Source organism: candidate division KSB1 bacterium (genome assembly GCA_034506255.1).
Classification (GTDB): domain Bacteria; phylum Zhuqueibacterota; class Zhuqueibacteria; order Zhuqueibacterales; family Zhuqueibacteraceae; genus Coneutiohabitans; species Coneutiohabitans thermophilus.
The window spans coordinates 420,988-440,212 of sequence record JAPDPX010000004.1 but is presented as its reverse complement, the minus strand read 5'-3'; the positions used below and the strand labels follow the sequence as shown (position 1 = coordinate 440,212).

The 19,225-nt window shown below is 61.3% G+C and carries 15 protein-coding genes; 1 reads left to right on the top strand and 14 read right to left on the bottom strand.

Annotated features, from left to right (window positions below):
* Positions 1–268 precede the first annotated feature (268 nt).
* The 9 genes from ONB52_10250 to ONB52_10210 form a co-directional block, all read right to left on the bottom strand.
* Positions 269–1,786, bottom strand: coding sequence for a DegQ family serine endoprotease (locus ONB52_10250; protein ID MDZ7416517.1), 1,518 nt, complete (start codon positions 1,784–1,786; stop codon positions 269–271).
* A 251-nt stretch (positions 1,787–2,037) separates the two neighbouring features.
* Positions 2,038–3,180 carry a molecular chaperone DnaJ gene (dnaJ, locus tag ONB52_10245; protein ID MDZ7416516.1) on the bottom strand — a complete coding sequence of 381 codons (1,143 nt, stop codon included), beginning with the start codon at positions 3,178–3,180 and terminating at the stop codon, positions 2,038–2,040.
* Positions 3,181–3,660: 480 nt separating this feature from the next.
* Complete coding sequence (locus ONB52_10240) at positions 3,661–4,902, bottom strand: ABC transporter permease (protein ID MDZ7416515.1); 1,242 nt, start codon at positions 4,900–4,902, stop codon at positions 3,661–3,663.
* 49 nt (positions 4,903–4,951) lie between these two features.
* The gene (locus ONB52_10235) at positions 4,952–6,187 is read right to left on the bottom strand and encodes an ABC transporter permease (protein ID MDZ7416514.1); all 1,236 of its coding nucleotides are present in this window, start codon (positions 6,185–6,187) and stop codon (positions 4,952–4,954) included.
* Between the two features lie 109 nt (positions 6,188–6,296).
* Entirely contained in the window at positions 6,297–7,391 is a 1,095-nt protein-coding gene (locus ONB52_10230) for an efflux RND transporter periplasmic adaptor subunit (GenBank protein ID MDZ7416513.1), read from the bottom strand.
* A gap of 195 nt (positions 7,392–7,586) precedes the next feature.
* Positions 7,587–9,245: a serine/threonine protein kinase gene (locus ONB52_10225; GenBank protein MDZ7416512.1), complete on the bottom strand. Its 1,659-nt coding sequence runs from the start codon at positions 9,243–9,245 to the stop codon at positions 7,587–7,589.
* Positions 9,232–10,722, bottom strand: a complete 1,491-nt coding sequence (locus ONB52_10220) for a sigma 54-interacting transcriptional regulator (GenBank protein MDZ7416511.1) — start codon at positions 10,720–10,722, stop codon at positions 9,232–9,234. The genes ONB52_10225 and ONB52_10220 overlap by 14 nt, the downstream gene beginning before the upstream one ends.
* Positions 10,723–10,903: 181 nt before the next feature.
* The gene (locus ONB52_10215; protein MDZ7416510.1) at positions 10,904–11,242 is read right to left on the bottom strand and encodes a hypothetical protein; all 339 of its coding nucleotides are present in this window, start codon (positions 11,240–11,242) and stop codon (positions 10,904–10,906) included.
* A gap of 174 nt (positions 11,243–11,416) precedes the next feature.
* Positions 11,417–12,400: a carboxypeptidase regulatory-like domain-containing protein gene (locus tag ONB52_10210; GenBank protein MDZ7416509.1), complete on the bottom strand. Its 984-nt coding sequence runs from the start codon at positions 12,398–12,400 to the stop codon at positions 11,417–11,419.
* Between the two features lie 333 nt (positions 12,401–12,733).
* Here ONB52_10210 and ONB52_10205 point away from each other — a divergent pair, with 333 nt between their 5' ends.
* Positions 12,734–13,735, top strand: a complete 1,002-nt coding sequence (locus ONB52_10205) for an NAD(P)H-quinone oxidoreductase (protein ID MDZ7416508.1) — start codon at positions 12,734–12,736, stop codon at positions 13,733–13,735.
* A 146-nt stretch (positions 13,736–13,881) separates the two neighbouring features.
* Here the strand turns inward: ONB52_10205 and ONB52_10200 are convergent, their stop codons facing one another.
* From ONB52_10200 to ONB52_10180, 5 genes are all read right to left on the bottom strand, one after another.
* Positions 13,882–14,820, bottom strand: a complete 939-nt coding sequence (locus tag ONB52_10200; GenBank protein MDZ7416507.1) for a patatin-like phospholipase family protein — start codon at positions 14,818–14,820, stop codon at positions 13,882–13,884.
* 137 nt (positions 14,821–14,957) lie between these two features.
* Positions 14,958–15,284, bottom strand: coding sequence for a hypothetical protein (locus ONB52_10195; protein MDZ7416506.1), 327 nt, complete (start codon positions 15,282–15,284; stop codon positions 14,958–14,960).
* A 1-nt stretch (position 15,285) separates the two neighbouring features.
* Positions 15,286–16,194, bottom strand: a complete 909-nt coding sequence (locus ONB52_10190) for an amidohydrolase family protein (GenBank protein ID MDZ7416505.1) — start codon at positions 16,192–16,194, stop codon at positions 15,286–15,288.
* 878 nt (positions 16,195–17,072) lie between these two features.
* Complete coding sequence (locus ONB52_10185) at positions 17,073–18,176, bottom strand: hypothetical protein (protein MDZ7416504.1); 1,104 nt, start codon at positions 18,174–18,176, stop codon at positions 17,073–17,075.
* 126 nt (positions 18,177–18,302) lie between these two features.
* The gene (locus ONB52_10180; GenBank protein MDZ7416503.1) at positions 18,303–19,088 is read right to left on the bottom strand and encodes an SDR family NAD(P)-dependent oxidoreductase; all 786 of its coding nucleotides are present in this window, start codon (positions 19,086–19,088) and stop codon (positions 18,303–18,305) included.
* Positions 19,089–19,225: the final 137 nt, after the last annotated feature.

Below are 19,225 nucleotides of genomic sequence, written 5' to 3'. Positions count from 1 at the left end.
GCGACAGGCGGTTGCGGCCGCCCTGGTCACCGACCGGGTAAAAACATGTCCGTTCCATCACGGCTGGGCCGTGACTGGCAACGGCCCTGGTGTGAAGCAACATCCAATGCTCAAGCCGTTGCAGATCGCGCAAGGCGAGCTGTCATGTAAAAAAACGGCGCGCGGACAGCAGCAGGGGCGAAGGGGGCGCCGCACCGGTGCTGCGCGGCGCGCCTCCACCCTGTCGCCTGCGCTTCAGCACGACGTTTGATCAATGAACCACAAGAACTCACAGCTCAAAAGCGATGAACAGATTGCCGTCCCGCCGGGTCAAATGCAGGAGCACCGTGTCACCCTTGCTGGCGCCGGCGAGCGCGGCATTGAAATCGGCAACAGTTTGTACGCGCTTGCGGTTGACCGAGCGGATCAGGTCGCCTTTGCGCAAGCCGGCGCGAAAAGCCGGGCTGGCCTGGTCGATTGCGGTCACCACCACGCCTTTCACATTCGTCCCAAGGTCGTATTGTTCCGCCAGCTCACGGTTCAGCTCGGTCACGGAGAAACCCAGCAACTCCTGCAAGGATTGTTTGACCTGGGGCGCCTTCCTGTCGGCCGGCAGCTCGCCAAGCGTGGCCGTCAGCATGTGCTCCCGGCCCTCACGCAGAATTTTGAATTTCACCGCCGTGCCCGGCGCGGTGGTGGCGACATGGTTGCGAAGCTGCGCGGCATTCCTGATTTTCCTGCCCTCCATTTCGAGAATTACGTCGCCCTCCTGAAAACCGGCCTTTTCGGCCGGGCTGTTCTCCACCACTTCCCCCACCAGTGCGCCCTCGGTGTTTTTCAGCTTCATGGCCCTGGCCATGGCCTCGTTGAGGTCTTGAATCGACACGCCGAGCCAGCCGCGTACGACTTTGCCGTGCTTGATCAGCGACTGCATCACGTTTTCCGCCATGTTGATCGGCACGGCAAAACCGATTCCCTGAAAGCCGCCGCTGCGGCTGGCGATCGCGGTGTTGATGCCCACCAGCTCGCCATCGAGATTGACCAGCGCCCCGCCGGAGTTGCCAGGATTGATGGCGGCGTCGGTTTGAATGAAATCCTCATAATCCGCCAGCCCGACGTTGGAGCGGCCCTTGGCGCTGACAATACCCTGGGTCACGGTGTGCGCCAGGTTGGGGCTGAGCGGGCTGCCAATCGCCAGCACCCATTCGCCGACGCGCAGCCGGTCGCTGTCGCCCTTCTTGATCACCGGCAGATTTTTCGCCTCGACTTTGAGCACGGCAATGTCGGTCTTGGGATCGGCGCCCACGACTTTGGCGGCAATCGTCCGCCCATCCATGGTGCGAATGTAGATCGTGTCGGCATCGGCAATCACATGATTGTTGGTCAGAATGTAGCCCTCGGCACTCACGATCACGCCGGAGCCCAGCCCCTGCTGCCGGTATTCGCGTTCCGGCGGCGTCTGGCGTCTGGGCCGCGGCCCGAAGAAATCTTCGCCCCAAAAATCGCGCAAAGGATCATCGAAAAAGAACGAAAACGGACTCAACGTTTCACGCACCCGGTAAACCTTTTCCGTGAACACCGTCACCACCGTGGGATTCACCGCCTCCGCAATTTCGATGAACGCATTGTTCAAGTCGCGCAGCGTCGCGATTTGCCGGTCACCGGCCGCCACCACACCGGCGGGGGCAACGGGGAAGCTGAACGCCTGCGGTTGCGAAGCCTGATTGAAATGCGAGAACACCAGCGCGCCGATGATGACGCCACTGAGCACCAGCGCGAGGCTCATCGCTTTGGATGAATTTTTCATGATCATTCGCTCCTTTTCTTGTTTTGCGCCTGCCGCACTCACAGAACTCGCCGCGGGGGCATCTTTTATTTTGCCTGCGAATGTCTTCGCGCAGGCTGCCGGCCGGCACAGCGGCTTTGCCATGACGGAGCCCGCAACGGCCGGGCTGTTGCCTCAACTTCCCGGGAATCTCCCCCAAGCCTCGCCGTTTTAAAACCCCGGCCTGGCCGGGCGGAAAGTTTTCGGACAGCCACGGGACGGCATGGTGATGCTCAATACTTCATCCCGGTGGCGCGCGCGAACTGCTGGATCAACTCGCGCTGTGCGGCCGTGAGATTTTTGGGTGTTTCCACCTTGACGGTGACGAACATGTCGCCGGCGGCGCGCGCGCTTTTGATGCCCATCCCGCGCAGCCGGAACGTGCGGCCACTGTCGGTGCCGGCTGGAATGCGCAGCAACACCTTCCGCCCCTGCGGCGTGCGAATGCGCAGCGTGGTGCCGAGTATTGCCTGCACCATGTTCAAGGGGATCTCGACATGAACATTGGCGCCCTTGCGTTTGAAAAAGCGGTCTTCCTCCACGTGCACGGTGAGCAGCAAATCGCCGGCAGCGCCGCCTGCCAGCCCGGCGTTGCCTTGTCCGGCGAGACGCAGGGTTGCGCCATCCTCGATTCCTGCCGGAATCTGCACTGCAATCGTGCGGGAGGTCGTGCGGCTGCCGGTGCCGCCGCAGACCTGACAGGGCTTTGTGATGATTTTGCCACGGCCCAGGCAGCGCGGACAGGGCCGGCTGATGGCAAACCCGCCCCGGCCCTGGCTCACCGTGCCGCGTCCCTGACAATAACTGCACACTTCGATGCGCGTTCCCGGCTCGGCCGCCGAACCATTGCAGTGGCTGCAGACTGTTTCCTGGGGAACCGTAACCTGCACCTGACCGCCGGCAACGGCCGTCTCAAATGGAATGGTTACTTCCGCCTGAATGTCCGCGCCCGTTCGCGGACCGCCGCGCGAGCGACGAATAAAATCGCCCTGGTCAAAGAATGAACTGAACCAATCGCCAAAGCCGAAGTCGAAACCGGTGCCGGAGAAATCAAAATCGGAGCCGCTGAAGCGTGTGCCACTGCCGCGCGCCGCGCCGCCAAACTGCCGAAACAGTTCCTCCCACGGCACACCCTGGCCGGCAAACTGGCCCGCACCGAACTTGCGCAATTGATCGTATTTTTTCCGCTTCTCGGGGTCGCTCAAAACATCATAAGCTTCATTGATCTCCTTGAATCGCTCTTCCGCATGCCGGTCGCCCTTGTTGCGATCGGGATGATACTTCTTTGCGAGATTGCGATAGGATTTCTTGATCTCTTCTACCGAAGCATCTTCACTCACACCGAGAATGCGGTAGAAATCTTTTTCATTCATCATAGCGTGCAAATAAAAAAGGGCTGCTTGGCCTGAAACGCCTGCGTACAACAACTCGCTGCGTCATCACCAAAAGCCCTTGGTTGCACCAGGGATTGAAAATCCTAAAGCCGGATTACGCTAATCGTTGCAATGCCGCCCTGCTTCCCGGTTGTGGCATGTGACATTTTTTCAGCGTCTCTGGCCGCTTCTCAAACTTAACAAAAGACATGCCAGGCTGCCAGCTCATCCCCGCTTTCTGTTTTCATCTCCGGAAAAATTAATGATCAAGCGTACTGGTGCACTCGCGTGGCCAATGTCAAATTGGCAAACAGGATTTTTTGCATGCAAAAAATTTGACAAACAGCAGCTTGCAATTTTGTCGGCTTGCAGGCGAGGAGCAAAAACCCACCCCCACAAAGGCCGGAGTCAATGGCGCCGTTTCCTTTGCGTTCGCACGGTTTTCATGCCTGCGAGCCATTGCAGCCCCGCCGCGCACGCCGCTCATTCATAGCGCAAGGACTCCACCGGATCGACGCTCGCGGCTTTGCGCGCCGGGAAGAAACCGGCAAGCAAACCGATGAGCGTGAGGATGCCGGTGGTGAGCAGCATGGTGCTGTTCGACAAAACCGGCCGGCCGAGAAACTGCATCGGCCCGTCGCCCGCGGGCAGCAACCGCACCCCGGAGATCACTGCTCCGGAAAAAAGCAGGCCGAGCGCGCCGCCGATCACCGCGAGCAGCAACGCTTCGCAGGTGAATTGAGCCAGAATCACCCGCCGCCGCGCGCCCACCGCCATTTTAATGCCGATCTCGCGCGTGCGTTCCTTCACCACGATGTACATGATGTTGGCCACCCCCACGCCGGCAATCAGCAGGGTGAGAAAGCCCACCGCGCCGAGGAAGAGCGTAATCCCCAGCGAGATCTTCGCGCCGATCTTCTCCTGCTCGATGAAATCCCAAATGCCGAGCGCGCGCTCATCGTCGGGATCGAAGTTGTACTTGCGGCCCAGCACGCGATAGATTTCACGCTTGACCAGCTCCTGTTGACCGGGATCGCCCGGCTGCAGCACGATCGAGTTCACGTATTTGTAGCCGTAGCGTGTGCGAAAGGTGGTGTAGGGCATGACCGCCCGCCGCACATCCGGGCCGTTGTTCATGCTGGTTTGAATTTTCTTCTGCATCAGTCCGATCACGGTGAAGGGCACACCATCGACCAGCAGGGTTTTGCCGAGGGGATCCTCCCCGCCGAACAATTCCCCGGCAATCTCGCCGCCGAGAAACAGCACGCGGCGCTGCCGCACCACATCCGTCTCGTTCAAGAAGCGGCCGCCCGCCGCCGGATACATGCGCCGCATTTCCTCGAATGCCGGGTTCACCCCTTCACATTCCGTGGTGGTGGTGACTTTCTTGTAGGTCAGCGTCACATTCTTACGGTACTGCGCACTGAGGGCGGCAATCATCGGGATGGCGTGCTGCAGCAGGCCGGTGTCCTCCTCCACCAGGCGCACCCGCCGGCCTTTGGGCAGGCCCTGAAAGGCCAGGCCGGTCTCGCCGCCATAGATGATCATGATGCGGTTGCCGGCATTGAGCAGGCCGTTTTGCATCTGCCGGCTCAGACCTTCACCGAAGGCCAGTAACAGCACCACCGCGATGGTGCCCCAGGCCATTGCCATGATGGTGAGCAGCGCCCGGGTTTTGTGGGTTTTGAGATCCTGCCAGAATTCTTTTAGGAGTTCGCGCCACATGTTTTTTCCCGCGTCAGTCGTGCCCGCGGTGGCACCGCCGGAGCAGGCTTCACGCCCGCAGGCAGTCCACCACGTTCAAATGAGCGGCCCGGCGCGCCGGCATCAAACCGGCTGCCAGACCGATGAGACCCAGGATCAATACGGTGATCGCCACCACTTCGGGCGAGAGCTCGGGCGTGCCGACGAAATCCCTGATCGGAATGAATTGCAGGCCGAGAATCAGGAGATAGGCGATCAGGAAGCCGATCGCCGCTCCGAGCGCAATGATGAAAAACGTTTCCATGAAAAATTGCAGCAGGATGCTGCGCCGCGTGGCGCCCACCGCGCGCTTGATGCCGATCTCCCTCACCCGCTCCTGCACCACGACATACATGATGTTGGCCACACCGATGCCGCCCACCGCCAGGGTCATGCTGCCGATCAGGCCGAGGAAAAGGTTGAAGGCCAAAAAGAAGTAATGAAGAAACTTGTCCATCTCCGCGGTGTCCCAAATCCACACGGCGTTTTTGTCGGTGGGATCGAATTTGTATTTCCGGCCGAGCACCTCCCGCACCTGTGTGTTGACCGCCTCGGAGCGCGTGGGATCGAGCGGTTGATAGATGATGTTGTTGAGATGGATCGTGCCGAATACCGAGGCAAATGTAGACGCCGGAATGAACACACGGTCCTGGTCGCGGGCGTTGTAGGAGGAGTTTTGGGTTTTCTTCTGCATGACACCGATGACGGTGAAGGGCGTCTGGCCGACGAGAATGAGCTGGCCAACCGCCTCCTGCTCGCCGAACAGAAATTCCCTGACTTTGTTGCCGATCACTGCCACACGGCGGCGGTGGCGCAGGTCCAATTCGTTGAAAAAACGGCCGCCGGGTTCGACAATGATGTTGCGCATGTCGGCGTAGACGGGATAAACGCCGCTGATCAGCGGATTGAGAATGTTTTCTTCCACGCGCACCGGTGCATGGCGGCCGCTGTACTCCGGGCTGAGAGCGCGCAAGCCCCGCACCTGCTCGGCCAGCAGCCAGGCATCTTCTTCCCGGAGGGAGATCGGCCGGCCCAGGCCAAAGCCTTCGAACGCCCTGGTGGTGCGGCCGGGGAACATGATGGCGATGCTCTCGCCGATGCCGTGCATGTTGATGGCAAGCTGTTTCTTGAAGCCGGTGCCGAAGGCGAGCAGCACGATGATCGCCACCGTGCCCCAGATGATGCCGAAAATGGTGAGCACCGTGCGCAACTTCTGGCTGCGCAAATCCTGCAGATATTCGGAAAGGAAGCTCGTCATTTGTATCATAATGGCCACTCTCCGGCGGATGGGGTTGCGGTACGGCTGCGGCGCGCGCGAGGCAGCGGCGTGCCGGGGAATCGCCGCCCCGGCCAGCGGCAGCAAAAGGACGCAGCGCTCATTCGATCTTCTTCACCGGTTTCTCGAAAACTTCATCGCCCGGCTTCAACCCGGCAACCACCTCGAGGTTGATGGCGTCACTCAGGCCGGTTTGAATCAGCCGTTCCTCCTCCCGGTTGTCCGGCAATGCCACTTTCACCCAGGCGGAGTCGTTGCGCATGGTCACGACCCGTTCGGGGATGGTGAGCACGCTGTCCTTGCGCTGAATGATGATGCTGGCGTTGGCGGAGTAGCCGGCGCGCAGGGTGGTGCCGTTGGTCGGCGCGATGGTGATTTCAATGGGAAAAACCGTGGCGTTGTCTTTCTTCTCCGCCTTCAGCGAGATCAGGCGCAAGTGGCCGATGATCCTGCTCTCGGGCAGCGCACCGATCTTGATTTCCGCGGTCATGCCCTCGCGCAGCCGGCCGACGTCGATTTCATCCACCGTGCCCTTGAAGATCAACTGCCGCATGTCGGCGATGCGCATCAACACCGTGCCCTCCTGAAACGAAGTCAGCGGCGTGACCGGATCGCCGACCTCGACAGTTTTGCTGAGCACATAACCGGCGATCGGCGACTTGATGATGGTCTCGATCTGCGTCGTGCCGATGCGCACTTTGCCGCTTTGCAGCAGCGCCAGTTTTTCCTTCGCAATGTTGAGCTTGAGCTCGGACTCTTGATACCGGCGCTTGAACTCATCGAAGTCGCGTGGCGAAATTAAGGCGCTCTGCAGGAGTGACTCCTGGCGAATGTTCTCCTTTTTCAGATTCTCCAGCTCCACCTGCGCCAGTTCGACGTTGCGTTTGGCCTCCGCCAGCTCCAGCGGGGTGGGATCCGGTCGCACTTCCAGCAGCGGGTCGCCCACTTTCACATAGGCACCGACGTCGGCAAAGATGCGCTGCACCACGCCGGTGATTTTCGATTTGATCGAAATCTCATAAACCGGTTCGATCGTGCCCACCGCCAGCGCCTTGTCCACAATGCTGCCCCTGGTCACCCTGACGGTGGGCAATGCTTCCCTTTGGGCACCTTTTCCCCTGCCCCACGTCAGAAAGGCGGCCAGGCTCACCACCACGAGCGTGAGGCCCAACAACAGGACTTTCTTCTTTTTCATCACACCTCCTTACCAACTTGACAGCACAGCGAGGGTTTTTACTCCCGCAGGATTGACGAGGCCGCCACCAATACGGCAGGGCGGCGGGGAAAGTTACAGAGCAGCAGAGGGGAATTTTCCCGGCTGAGGAGGCGCGGGAGAAGTGAGAAATGCGGAGACCGGCCGGCGGGCCGCAGGCCCGGGGTCGCCTTTGGGTTACGGCAGGAACAGATCAAAGAAGCGGCGCAGGGTGTCGCCTTTGGCAATGATCACGCGCTGCGTTTGCGTGCCCAGGCGCGGGTGCCGCACGCTGATTTCATGCAAGCCGGGAGAAAGTGCCAGGGGTGCAACCAGGGGCGTGGTGTCGTAGGCTTTGCCGTCGATCCAAATTTCACCCCAGGGATTGACGGCCACTTCCAAATAGCCGATCTCATCATGCAAATTGAAATACAGGGTGTCGGACTCGAGCGCGGCCGCCACAACTTCCGCGGTCACCACCGGCAGGCTCTGCACCGCGAATTGCAGCTTGTAAACGCGCGTGGCAGCGGCCGGCTGCCAATAAAGCGGGGTGGTGCCGAGCGAATCACCCTCCACGAACACGCGGGCACGCGGCTCACTCAGAAGCAGAACCCGGTGGCTGGGCGGGCCGCTGGCATTCGCTGTCGTGGTTGTCACCGCGGCTGCCGTGTGGTTTTCCCGATCCTGGCTGGCGGCCGGCACCGGTGGGGCGGCGACAGCAGTCGAGGCTGCCGCCGTCGCAGAGGCCGGCGGCGCTGCACCAGTCAGGGTCTGAGGGACGTCGGCAGCGGGGGTGCCGTTCTGTGCGGTCATCTCTGCCGCGTTCATCGTTTTTGAGGGCAGTGACGCGTCAGCATCGAATTGCAGGTTCAACAAACCGATGCTGATGCCCGCCAGCACCAGGGCTGTGGCCGGCACTACACGCCACAGCGGCCGGGCCGCAGACTTGGTGCGGGTGGCTGCCGTGCGCGCCGGCACCGGCTCGGCGGGAGCCGCATACTTCACGGCGACATAACTTTCCGGACTTTCGAGGAAGGCCGCGAGTTTCTGCGCAGTGGTGCGCAACTCGTAGCGCCGTTCGAAACGCTCCAGCTCCGCCAGCAATTCCGCCGCACTGGCAAAGCGCGTGGCCGGCGTCTTGGCCAGCAGCTTGCGGGAGAGTGCCGCCAGCTCGGCGGGGATTTCCGGCCGCAATTTTTCCACCGGCGTGGGATCGAGATTGGCAATGCGGTGCAACAAAGCGGACTGGGTGTGATCTGCAAAAGGCGGTTCACCGGTGAGCATCTCATACAACACGGCGCCCAGCGAAAAAAGATCGCTGGCCGGTGTGGCCGGCTGGCCGAGCACGATTTCGGGTGGGAAGTAGGCCAAGGTGCCGGCGGGGTGGCACTGCGCCTCCTCACGATCGACCGCCAGGCCCAAATCCGCGAGTTTGACGGCGCCGGTGTTCGCGACGAAAATGTTCTTCGGCTTGACGTCACGATGCAAAATGCCGTGTTGATGCAAAACCTGCAAGGCGCGGGCAACCTCCCTGGCAATCCACACACACAATTCAATCGGCAATGCACGGTGGAGCAGCTCGGCAAGCGTGCCGCCTTCGACGTATTCCAACACCAGGTAGGGATTGTCCTGCAAGCCGCCGGCGGCATAAACCTGGCGCAAGTTGGGATGGATCAAACGGCGGCCGATTTCGCCTTCGACGCGCAGTTGCTCGCGTACACGCGCGGGCGCCGCGGGCTCGCGCAACGCCTTGATGATCACCATGCGCTGCTGCCGGTGGTCGAACGCCTTGAACACGCTGACCCAGGGGCCGCGCTGCAGTTCGGCGAAGATTTCGTACCCCTCAATTGCGACCATTGTGCCATTGTTTCATTTTGTAATGAATCCAGCGGCGGGAGACGCCCAGCCGTTCGGCGGCGTGCGTGATGTTGTTGTCGAGTTCGTCCAGCGTTTTTTCCACCAGCCGCCGCTCCATTTCTGCGAGCGTCATGCCCTGCGGCAGAAACAGCTCGCGCCCGGCCTCCTGCAGGCGCAGGTCCGCCGCGGTGATGATGCTTTCCTTGGCCAGCACCACGGCACGCTCGATGGTGTTTTCCAGCTCGCGCACGTTGCCCGGCCAGGAATAACCGGTGAGCAAATCAAGCGCCTCCGGCGTGAAACCGGTGATCTCCTTGTGGTTTTTGGCGGCATATTTGCGCAGGAAGTGATGCGCCAGCAGCGGAATATCGCGGGCGCGCTGGCGCAGCGGCGGCATCACGATGTTGATGACATTGAGGCGGTAATACAGGTCTTCACGAAAGGTGCCGTTCCGGACCGCCTCGGCCAGGTTCTTGTTGGTGGCCGCGATGATGCGCACATCGACGCGGCGCACCTGGTTTTCGCCGACCCGCTTGATTTCACCCTCCTGCAGCACGCGCAGGAGCTGGGTCTGCAGATTGGGGGAAAGATCGCCGATTTCATCGAGAAAAAACGTGCCGCCATGTGCCGCTTCGAACAGCCCCTTCTTGTCCGCGATCGCCCCGGTGAAGGCGCCCTTCTTGTGGCCGAACAGCTCGCTTTCCAACAGCGTTTCCGGCAGCGAGCCGCAAAACAGCGCGATGAAAGGCTTGGCGCGGCGGCTGCCGTTGTAGTGCAGCGCGCGCGCCACCAGCTCCTTGCCGGTGCCGCTTTCGCCGAGAATCAACACCGTGGCGTCGGAATCGAGTACGCTGTTCATCAGGTCGAAGACATGTTTCATCTTCGGGCTTTGGCCGATGATGCCCTCGAAGCTGCTGCCGGCGGCGGCCTGTTTGCGCAAGTGGCGGTTCTCCTCGCGCAGACTCTCGTACAATTGCGCGTTTTCAATGGCGATCGCCGCCTGGTTGGCGAAGGCATTGAGAAAGGGAATGCTGGTCTCGGTGAAGCCGCTGCGCTGCCGGAGGCTGTCGAGATAAATCACCCCGATGGGTTTTTGCTTGATGGCAAGCGGCACACACGCCACCGATTGAATGCGGTTGAGAATGATGCTTTCCGAGTGACGCAACTGTTCGTCGGCCTGGGCATCATAGCTGATCATCGCCTCGCCGCGCTGCAGCACCTGCTGCACCACGCTGTTGGAAATGTCGGTGATGTCCTGAATGTTTTCCGCGGACATGTTGCGCGCCGTGCGCACGCTCAGCCCGCCGTTGTCGTTGTGGAGCAGGATGAAGCCACGTTCCGCACCCACGGTTTCCACCGCAATATCCATGATTTTTTCCAGCAGCGGATCCAGCTCGCGCAGCGTGTTGATGATGGTGCTGATGCGCGACAGCGCGGCGAGCGCATCGCCCGTCTGACGGTCTGCAAGCATCGTCATAGCGTGATGCGAACACTTCCCTGAATTTGGCATTCCTGCCGCAGGCAAATGTGAACCGCGGGGAGGCGACGGACGCCAAACTTGTATTGCTTTGCGTGCCCGGCGCCTGCGCGGTTCAAAACAAACTTCCCGGGGGTAATGATTCCTGCGACGTAATTGGCCGGTGCGTTGGCACACTCCCTCACGATGAAAATGCGGGCTGCAGGCTCAATGTCACCAACTTTTCAAGCAAAGCCCCAAAAACCCCGGGCCAAGATACGAAGCCGCGGAGGTTTCGCTGAGATTTTTGGCGTTTGTCCGAAATCGTTCCCACCCCGGTTGAGCCGGGGTGTTCAAAACAGCCGGCCCCGGTGACAATCCGGGGCGTTTGAAGCAACGGCCAACCCGCCGCAGAAACCGTCGTTGCAAAGTCATTGATTTCGGACAAACACTTTTTCAAACCATAAAAACCTGCCCGGAGCACGGGGAAAACTTCATGGCGGCTGTGATCTTTGTGGTAAAGCGACTTGTGTTGAACCATTCCTGCAGAAAACTCCTTGCATCGCAGCGGCTTTGCGTTTGTTTTGGTCTTCGAATTTTATTGCTTCGGAAAAGTCGGTGATATTGGATTGAGAACCTGCGCCGCGACCTTTTCACGGATGCCATGAGTCCTGCCGGTCGCCGCCGCGTCTGCTCCCGCCACCGGCAGCGCACCTCATTGCACGCGAAAAGCCGCCGGTGCCGAGGTGCTGGTGTTGCCGAATTCATCGCTCACGGAAACCGTCCAGCGGTATTCGCCGCTGGCCAGCGTGCGATCCACCGCCACCGTTGTATTCTGTTCCTCGAGTGCGGGACTTTCCCACGCCAGGGTGCTGACGCCGCCCACCACGCGTGTTACCCGCACGCGATAGCGGAAGGGGAAAGGCAGGGTCATGGGGGACCAGCTTAAGAGCGGACGCGCCGTGACCACCTGCAAATCGCGTGGCGTTTCGGCTTTGGGCAGTTGATCAATGATGCGAAAGAGGATCAGCTCTTTGGGATTGGCCCTGCTGCCCAGGCGGTCGCGGACGTTGAGGCGTATGGCATAACCGATGGCCGAGTGCAGTTCCCCCCGTGGCAATTCTGAACCAAAAAGTCGGAAGTCAAACAAGCCGGCGGTGGCGGTGGCTTGCATGGTGTCCTGCAAACCCAGCGCGGGAATTTCGAGAGTCACCCTGGCAATATCCGCCGGGCCGTCGGGATCGGACACCTCCGCTTCGAACAGCGCGAAATACACGTCCTCCTCGGGCGGCAGGCTGCCCACATGAAAGGTGCGCCCGACAAAGGCATCGATTTGCGGCAGGGCATCCAGCTTGAATTGCACACGTTGCGGCACCTCCTGTTGCACCGTTACGCGCACGGAATCTTTCACATAGCGCGGATCACGGGCGAACACCCAATATTCGCCCACCGGCACTTCGCGAAAACTGAAGAGCCCGTCGGCATCGGTGGTGGTGCTGAGATTTTGCGGCGACAGTTCGATGGTCACCCCGCGCAGTGCCAGAAAAGGCTGATAGTAGGTCGTCACCTGCCCGCGCAGTACTCCGGTTTTGATGAAGCGATCGGAACGGGGATCGAGCGGGTTCTCATGCGACACGTCGCCAAAGCAACCGCTCAACAACAGAGCGGTTGCCGGCAGCAACATCAATGACCTGATCATCGCAATCCAAATCCAAAGCAAATAACTGAACACAATCCTGCCTGTGCTCCCCGCTTAACCTGGAATTATACCGGCAGGCGGGCGCTTTTGGGGAGGATCACAAAAGTGGCGGAAATAAAATTTGCAATTTGTCAGGCGGCCTAGTAGATTGCAGCGGCTTGAATTACCGCGCCGGCTGCGCAGCGGATCCGCGTCAGCCGGACAAAACCGGCGGTCGTGCCGCGTGCTCGCGGGCGCGGCGAAAAAGTGGGCGCCTGCAAGCAAGATGCCCGTGGCACGGAGGCACTGCCCTGCGCAGGGAATGACCGCTCCAAGTGCAAAAGGATACCCGCCGTGTTAGCCATTCACGTCAAAAATGATGAAACCCGCCAGCTCTACCTCGCCGAATGTCCACTCCCGGAGTATCACAGCCGGGAGGTCCTGATCAAAGTCCACGCCACCGCCGTAAACCGCGCCGATCTGCTGCAGCGCCGCGGCTTCTATCCGCCGCCTCCCGGCGCCTCCGAGATCATGGGGCTGGAAGCCGCCGGCGTGATTGTCGCCACCGGCGCGGAAGTGTCGCCCTGGAAGCCCGGTGACCGTGTGTGTTGTTTGCTGCCCGGCGGCGGATATGCCGAATACGCAAGCTGCCCGCAAGACTTGCTGCTGGAGATCCCACCGGCGTGGACCTTCGAGCTGGCCGCCGCCATGCCGGAGGCATTTTACACCGCCTTTGTCAATCTGTTTGTCGAAGCCCGCCTGCACGCGCGTGAAATTGTGTTGCTTCACGCCGGTGCCAGCGGCGTGGGAACCGCCGCGATTCAACTTGCACGCTATGCCGGCGCGTGGGTGATCGTCACCGCCGGATCTGAAGCCAAGCTCGAACGCTGCCTCGAGCTGGGCGCCAACCATGCCATCAATCATCGCACCGTCGATTTTGCCGAACGCGTGCTGAAAATCACCAACGGCGCCGGCGTCGACGTGATTCTCGATTGCATCGGCGCCTCCTACTTCGCCAGGAATCTCTCGCTGCTGAAAACGAAAGGCCGGTTGGTGATCATCGGCGTGATGGGCGGGGCAAAGGCGGAAATCGATCTCGCCACCCTGTTGCGCCGGCGGCAGCGCGTCATCGGTTCTGTGCTGCGCTCGCGCTCCGTGGAGGAAAAGGCTGAATTGACCCGCCTGTTCCGCCGCAAAGTCATGCCGCTGCTGCGCAAGGGCCTGGTGCAACCGGTGATCGATCGCGTCTTCCCGCTCACGGAAGTGGAGCAGGCACACGCGTATGTTGCGATGAACCGCAATATTGGGAAGGTGGTGCTGCGGGTGGAGGGAGTGGCCGCCGCCGGCCCAAGTTAAAGAGCAGCCGCTGTTGTGGGTTTTCGCGGGTTGCCGGGCAGAGTCAAGTCTGTTCAATTCAGGTGAGCCGGACCTGGCGGCGCCGCTTTTCGGGGCAGGATGGCTGTGCGCCTTTGCTTTTGGTTGAGGACAAAGTCGCCTCCGCGTCAAGACCGGCGCCGGCCATTGCGGCGCAGCCACCGTTTCCACCCGCGTGATCGCTGCCGCAGCAGACGCTGCAACACGGGCAGCATTGCCGCAGCCGCACGCTCGCCCTCCGCCACCAGCTCGCTGGCGCGGCGAAACTCCGCCCAATGCACGCCGCCGACGTTGGGCCGGATTGTCACATCCGCCAGTTGCAGCAGCATGTGATTCAGGCGGCGGCTGGTGATGGTGTTGGCACGGAAGATGATGTCCACCACGTTTTCGAATTCCGGCAGGCCGTCGAGAGTTTGTCCGACATCGACGGCGATGACGATCTCCGCACCCAGCTCGTGGCACGCCAGAACCGGCACCGGCGCCACCACGGCGCCATCCACCATTTGATAACCACGAAAATTGACGGGCGGCAGGAAACCTGGGATGGACATGCTGGCCGCCACGGCATGCCGGATGGGCCCCTCGCGAAACACGATTTCCTCACCCGTGCCCAGGTCCGTGGCGACACACGCCAGCGGCAGATGCAATTCCTCGAACGTTTTGTCTGCCAGAATGAAGTTGACGGCTTTGACAATGCGCCAGCCGCCCACCAGCGAGGGCCGGCTGTGTGCCAGGTTGATGACGATGCGCTCCTTCACATAAGTCGCCACCTGAGCGAAGAAATTTTCCGCCTCTTTTTTTTTCTTGAACAACTCCAGCCCGCTCTGCTCGAATTCGTTGCTGGTGAGGAATGCCATTGCCCGTTGCTCCACCGCCTGCGCCCGCGGCTCGAGGGCATAGGCGGCGCCCACCAGGGCACCGATGCTGGTGCCGGCGATCACGTCGATCGGAATGCGGTTGGCTTCGAAGACTTTCAACACGCCAATGTGTGCCAGGCCGCGGGCGCCGCCGCCGCCCAGAGCCAACCCCACACGCGGGCGCTGCCACAAGGCTTTGCGCGATTGCATGGCTCTGCTCTCGAGTTCTCCCCTTGAACCGCGCCGCCATTTTGGCTGCAACGGGATGTCATGCGGGTGAGTCACCGCACCTCAGGCAGCAAGTTGCGGCAAAAACCGCCTCCCGCAATACCCGCGGCAGCCTTCCTTCAGGAAAGGGGAAAGCCAAAATATTTCAGGATGATCTCGGCATCCTGCACGGGATTTTGCGAGGCGCTGGTGCGGTCGGGTTTGGAACGATCGACCAGCCGGCCGGCGGCTTCCCGGACGGCCGGCGGATAGGCCGCATCCGAGGCCAGCTTGTGCAGGGCCAGGATGAAAGTGGGCGCATAACAGGCGGGGGAGGGGCCCACCCCAATCGCGGCGCGCAACACCATGCCGGCAGCGCGGCGCGCACACGTCCGTGCCCGGCCGATATTGCCCGCCCCAAGCACCTGCCGTGCCTCTGCCAGTTCCACCAGGTAATCGCGATCCACTTCAGCCCTCCAGCAGGCGCCGCAAATTTTCGCCGAAAACCAGCGCCATCTCGCTTTCACTGAAACCCGCCTGTCTCATGGCGAGCTGTTGCGCCTGGAAGAGATCCCTGCGCCAGCCGCGCGGAAACACCCCGGAATCGCTGCCGAACAGCAGCCGTTCGGCGCCAAAGACGGCGCGGCTGCGGTGAAAAACCTCCGCGAGCGTGAGCGTTGCAGGTTGCGTGGCGATCCAGGCATTGGAGCTGGAGGTGTCGACGTAGACGTTTTCGCATTGTGCGCCCAGCAGCAGCGTCTCGCGGAACAAGCCGGCACCAAAGTGCGGAATGATGAAGGCCGTCTGTCGGAAACGGTTGGCAACCGGCTGCAGATCGAGTGGTTGCGCGAAGCGGCTCTCGTAAACGCGGGGCAGGCCGAGCAGATCGCGCAGTTTGATCTGCAGCATGCCGCAGTGCACCAGCACATTGAGACGGCGCTGCGCCACGGCTTCGAAAAACGGCAGCAGCGTCTCGTCATACAGATGATAGTGATGCAGCGCCGGAAACAGCAGCACGCCGCGGTAACCGAGTTGCTCGCTGAGCTTGTGCACCAGCTCGACACTGCCGCCGTTGCGGGGATTGATCAGGAAATAGCCGGCCAACCGGCCGGCGGCCAGCGCGAGCGCCTCGCCAACTGCCACGATTTCCTCCGGCAAACTGGCAAAGATTACTGCGCGATCGACGCCATGGCGGTCAAATTCCTCCAGCCACCGCTTGAGATGCACGCTCACCCGGCGGCCGGGCAGCTCCAGCCCGGCGGCGGCAGCCAGCTTCGCAAGCTCCTCCTCGAGGTTGGCGGCCGGATCCTTTTGACGAATCAGCGCAGTGAAAAAATCGTGGGAGAAGAAATGCACGTGACTGTCGAACAAAAACATGGGCCCTACCTTTCACGGTGGCAGAGTAATGATTGCGATGGTCTGCAGGCATACAAAAAATAGCAATTCCCGGCAAAGGCGCAAGACCACATCGCCTCACGGCCGACGGACGCCATGGCAGAAATGTCAACCCCAAAGATTCAGCCCGGCTTGTTCGCACCTGAATTTTGCAAGGGTCGTGTTGCCCTCTCTGCCTGCGAGTGAAATCGCAGGCCCAAAGCTTCAAGTTGGCCAAGGTCGACTGATCACCCGATTGCTGGTCAGCCGCTTTCAGACGGTTTGAGTTATGCGTCTGAGAATTTATTCTCAGGCGCCGGAATTTTCCACCCGGATTGATCCCTTCCGCAAGAAACACCGGTTTGATCGCGACGCCCAACCATCCAGGAAATGGTGCATCCAAAATTTTGCAGGCCAAGGTGCGGTCAACTCCGGCAGGCGTGCACGTCACTCACGCCCTTTCTTCCGGACAACAGCAAGCCGGCATGCAAAATTCAGACAGTACAACCGCGATGCAACCCCAAGGGTCAGGATCAAACACATACCATCCGCCCACGAAAGCAGAAATCCCACGGGAAAGCCCTTTCGTGGCAGTCCATTTTCGTGGGAGAGACGCCGTGACGCCTTCGGCAAACGGGTGAATTTCGAAAACGGCATGGCAATACCACGCGAACCTCTGCAGACTGACGAGATGCCTGCGCGGCGTTGTCATAGTGCCGGGTGTGCAGGCGCGCATGCCATTTGCCCCGCGGGATCCGAAAAAACCACCTTGACCGCGGAGATTTTTCCGGACACAATTTTCACGGTGCAACAGAGATTCAACCCGCGGTGTGAATCCAGGCATTCGGCATCCGGCATACCCGGTTGCGGCTGTTGCCGTGTTACGCAGACGCTGGCGCGCCAGCCGGGAGAGGCGAACACGGCTCCGGGTTCTGCTTCGCGGCGGGTTGCCGCCGGGACGGCGCCGCTGCGGCCCTGCCACCCTGCTGCAAGTGCCGCCGCAGCGCCAGGGAGGCGTCACGTTTGAACTGCGGCGACAGCATGATGGTGAGATGGCCGGCGGCATATTCGTGCACGTGCACCAGCGACCACGCCTGCTGCAACGCCCGCACGTGCGCCAGGGGCACGATCGCATCATGAGCCGCGGCGAAAACCTCGATGCGTTCCCGTGACAGCAGCGGTTGATAGCTGAGAGGATCCAGGCGTGCGGTGAGGGCGGCGGTTTGCGGTCGCGACCACTGCGCCCGTTCCAGTTGCATGCGCAGCCGGCGCCCCAGTGCCGCCTCCCACACCAGATCATTGAATGAAGCCGGCGGCATGGCGAGCAGGGCAAAATCAAGCTCCGGCTCGCCGCAGATGGTCAACGCGGCCAGCCAGGCGCCCAGACTGAAGCCCAGGATGCCAGTCACCGGCGCCTCGCCGGCGCGCAGGCCATGTGTCAGACGGCGAATATCGGCGATGGCCTGCCGTGCCGCCTGCCAGGTGAGTTCAAAATTCGCGGTGTAGAAAAGATCGCCGGAAAAACTGCCCGCCGGCGTGCGGCGATGGTGATAAGGCAGCTCGATGAAATGAGCGGCCGCGCCCGCAGCCACAATGGCCTGCAAGAAGGGGCGATACGCCAGCGTCGAGAGACTCATCAGACCGTGCACCACGATCACCGCCGGCAGGGAGAGATCGGGTTGCGGTGCAAAGGTTCGGACGAAAACCGTGTTGTTCTCCGGCCAGGCCGACGCCAGCGCGGAGGGGAAGGCAAGCTCGCAGCGCCAGATGCGACCCTGCCGTTGCCAGGCAGTGCGCCGCACTTCCTCCCTGCGGCAGCGCGCAACGGGCGGAAACAGGGAAGCGGTTTGTGCGCCGGGCGGTGCCGTGGCAGGCAGTGGCGGAAACTGGCGTTCCTGGCGGCGCGCGATCATCTGCATGCCACGGCAAAAGAGTTCATCCAGCCAGGCGGCAGCCGGCGGCAGCCGCAAAGTCTTGGCGTGCATTCTGCTCCCATCCATTGCGCAGAACCTTGTTTGCAAACCAATGCAGCCAGGGTGCCCGGTCTTGGGAAAACTTCGCGGTCGCGAGCGCATTCTCCTGCTCATCTGCCGACTTGTCGAACCCGGGGGTCAGGCCGGCTTGCTCAAATGCATCAGGCGGCGCAACAGCGGCACATACAGCGCGGTGGGCAGGGCCTGCGTCAGGTGATACAGCAGGCTCATGCGCCACGGATAGATGTAAAGCCGTTTGCGTTTTGCCACGGCTGTGATCATCAAACGCGCGGCTTGCGGCGGTTGCATCAGCCAAAAGCGGTTGGGATTGCCCCGGTTGATGTCCGTGTCCACAAATCCGGGATGAATCATGGTGAATTGAATTTCCGGCAGCTCGACCGCCAGGCTTTCGAGCAAATAAGCCAGGCTGATCTTGCTCACGCTGTACAGGCCACGATAGGGCAGGCCGCGCATGGAAGCCGCCGAGCCGATGCCCACGACCACGCCGGCACGCTGCGGCACCATGATCTCCAGCGCCGCAATGATGGTATACAGCGCACCGTACAGGTTGGTCTGCAGCAGCGTTTCGGCAGCCTCCCACTTCCAGTTGCGGAAGGAAGTGTCCAGGCTGATGCCGCTGTTCACCCAGACCACATCCAGGCGGCCGGCATGTTGCTGAAATGCACGCACCGCCTCGCCGACCTGCTGCCGCTCGCGCACGTCGCAGCCGCGCAGCCAAAATGTGCTGCCCGTGTGCGCCAGCCGCGCGGCGAGCGCCTGCATCAATTCGTACCGGCGGCTGAGCAAGCCGAAGGAGAGTCCGAAGGGCGCCAGTGCCTCCACCACTGCGGCGCCCAGACCGGAAGAAGCGCCGGTGAGCAATACAGTCTTTCCCGACCAGTAGGATGCCAGGGCACGACTCATTTTCCATTTCCTCACTATCACGCGAAGCGACAACACGGTCAGCAACAGCGATCGCAGGGATTGACTGGCGGCAAGATAGCGACAAATCGCGGCCGTGTCAAGCTGCGGCTTCCCAAGCCTGCGCAGCGGTGCTCAGT

Excerpts from the sequence above, each read along its gene's own strand:
- ONB52_10250 (MDZ7416517.1), bottom strand. The coding sequence starts at position 1,786 with ATGAAAAATTCATCCAAAGCGATGAGCCTCGCGCTGGTGCTCAGTGGC.
- dnaJ (MDZ7416516.1), bottom strand. The coding sequence starts at position 3,180 with ATGATGAATGAAAAAGATTTCTACCGCATTCTCGGTGTGAGTGAAGAT.
- ONB52_10240 (MDZ7416515.1), bottom strand. The coding sequence starts at position 4,902 with ATGTGGCGCGAACTCCTAAAAGAATTCTGGCAGGATCTCAAAACCCAC.
- ONB52_10235 (MDZ7416514.1), bottom strand. The coding sequence starts at position 6,187 with ATGATACAAATGACGAGCTTCCTTTCCGAATATCTGCAGGATTTGCGC.
- ONB52_10230 (MDZ7416513.1), bottom strand. The coding sequence starts at position 7,391 with ATGAAAAAGAAGAAAGTCCTGTTGTTGGGCCTCACGCTCGTGGTGGTG.
- ONB52_10225 (MDZ7416512.1), bottom strand. The coding sequence starts at position 9,245 with ATGGTCGCAATTGAGGGGTACGAAATCTTCGCCGAACTGCAGCGCGGC.
- ONB52_10220 (MDZ7416511.1), bottom strand. The coding sequence starts at position 10,722 with ATGACGATGCTTGCAGACCGTCAGACGGGCGATGCGCTCGCCGCGCTG.
- ONB52_10215 (MDZ7416510.1), bottom strand. The coding sequence starts at position 11,242 with ATGGTTCAACACAAGTCGCTTTACCACAAAGATCACAGCCGCCATGAA.
- ONB52_10210 (MDZ7416509.1), bottom strand. The coding sequence starts at position 12,400 with ATGATCAGGTCATTGATGTTGCTGCCGGCAACCGCTCTGTTGTTGAGC.
- ONB52_10200 (MDZ7416507.1), bottom strand. The coding sequence starts at position 14,820 with ATGCAATCGCGCAAAGCCTTGTGGCAGCGCCCGCGTGTGGGGTTGGCT.
- ONB52_10190 (MDZ7416505.1), bottom strand. The coding sequence starts at position 16,194 with ATGTTTTTGTTCGACAGTCACGTGCATTTCTTCTCCCACGATTTTTTC.
- ONB52_10185 (MDZ7416504.1), bottom strand. The coding sequence starts at position 18,176 with ATGCACGCCAAGACTTTGCGGCTGCCGCCGGCTGCCGCCTGGCTGGAT.
- ONB52_10180 (MDZ7416503.1), bottom strand. The coding sequence starts at position 19,088 with ATGAGTCGTGCCCTGGCATCCTACTGGTCGGGAAAGACTGTATTGCTC.